The following is a 1,372-nucleotide window of genomic DNA, read 5'->3' on the forward strand; positions in this document are numbered from 1 at the left end:
TCTCCTGTCCCGAGCAGTCCTCCGGTCGGGAGCGGGGGTTCCTTCAGCCCCGGTGGCAGTGCTTGCACTGCCCGCGGCGCCGCAGGTGATAGGAGTAGGCGGCCACTCCCAGGGCCGCGCCCCAGACCAGCCAGAAGATGCCCGGTCCGGTGGTGCCCCACATCTGGGGGTCGTAGTGGCGGGCGTTCATCAGCCCGCCGGGGATCAGCACGACGGCGACGACGGAGGCCGGGACGATCGCGGTCGCCGGGTGGATGACCTTGCCCCGCTTGAAGGGCACCCAGCGCGGCCAGATCTCGCCCCACTTGCTGACCAGGCCGTGGGTGAGCAGGCTGCCCAGGGTCGAGACGACGCCCAGGCCGAGGCCGATGCCCAGCATCCGCGGGGTGTCCTGCATCTCCTTGAGGAAGGCGTCGGTCACGCCCAGCGGCCAGCCGAAGTACCAGGCGATGCGGGTGATGTCGTACGGCAGGGTGGAGACCACCGCCGTCCACACCGCCCAGCGGCCCCAGCGCAGTGCGGTGGCCGGGTCGCTCCAGGCCGCCGCAGCCCGCGGACCGCGCCCGCAGCGCACGCACTGACCGCCTGTACGCCGCTGGTAGGCCAGGGTCATCGCGGCCCACAGCAGGCCGCCCAGGAAGACGATGATGAGGTTGCCGCGGTGCCAGTAGAGGATGTCGCCCAGGCCCTGGTCCCCGGGCACGCCGGTGAAGACGAAGACCAGCATCAGCGGGGAGAAGACCAGCAGGCCCAGCAGTGAGTAGTCGGGGATCACGAAGGCCAGCACGCAGGCGGCCACCCAGCCGAAGCCCAGCATGGCCTTGCGCACCCGGCCGGTGCCCAGACCGCGCAGCATCGCCACGCCCACGACCACGCCGACCGCGCAGAACGCGGCGAGCACCGGCGCCACCACCGAGGCGCTGCTGGGCTCCAGAATCGAGGCCGAGGCCCGGTCGTCGATGGTCTTGGCGAACGGGTAGCCGTCGCCGCCCAGGGCCCAGTACAGCGCGGCCAGCCCGTACAGCAACGACCAGGTCACCGCCAGGTAGCCGGCCCAGTCGGGCCACCGGGACCACCAGTGACGGTGCACGACCTGCCCGGGGTGGGCCGGGCCCTGTTGCCGGATGGGCGCTTCGGTGGCTGGATTGGCCATGGCGGACTTCCTCTTCCTCACCGCCGTCGGCGGTAGTCGTCGTCGTGGGTACAAGGCTGCCGCCGGGCGCGTCCTGGCACATCTGCCGATCGGGAGATCCGGTGCCGGGCGTGCGGGGCGAGGTCAGTCAAAGCAGGGGCAGCCGGCGGCGGCAATGCCGTATCAGGAGTTCGAAAGGCATTGCCGCCGGCGGCTGCCGTCAGGTGCGTGGGCCGTCCG

Annotated in this window: 1 protein-coding gene; it reads right to left on the reverse strand. The window is 71.8% G+C overall.

Translation table 11 applies throughout. The annotated features are described in order from the left end of the window. Positions 1-43 precede the first annotated feature (43 nt). Positions 44-1,153, reverse strand: a complete 1,110-nt coding sequence (locus ABD361_RS06370; protein ID WP_344433778.1) for an NYN domain-containing protein — start codon at positions 1,151-1,153, stop codon at positions 44-46. Positions 1,154-1,372 lie beyond the last annotated feature (219 nt).

The sequence above is a fragment of the Streptomyces luteosporeus genome, assembly GCF_039532865.1.
GTDB lineage: Bacteria > Actinomycetota > Actinomycetes > Streptomycetales > Streptomycetaceae > Streptomyces > Streptomyces luteosporeus.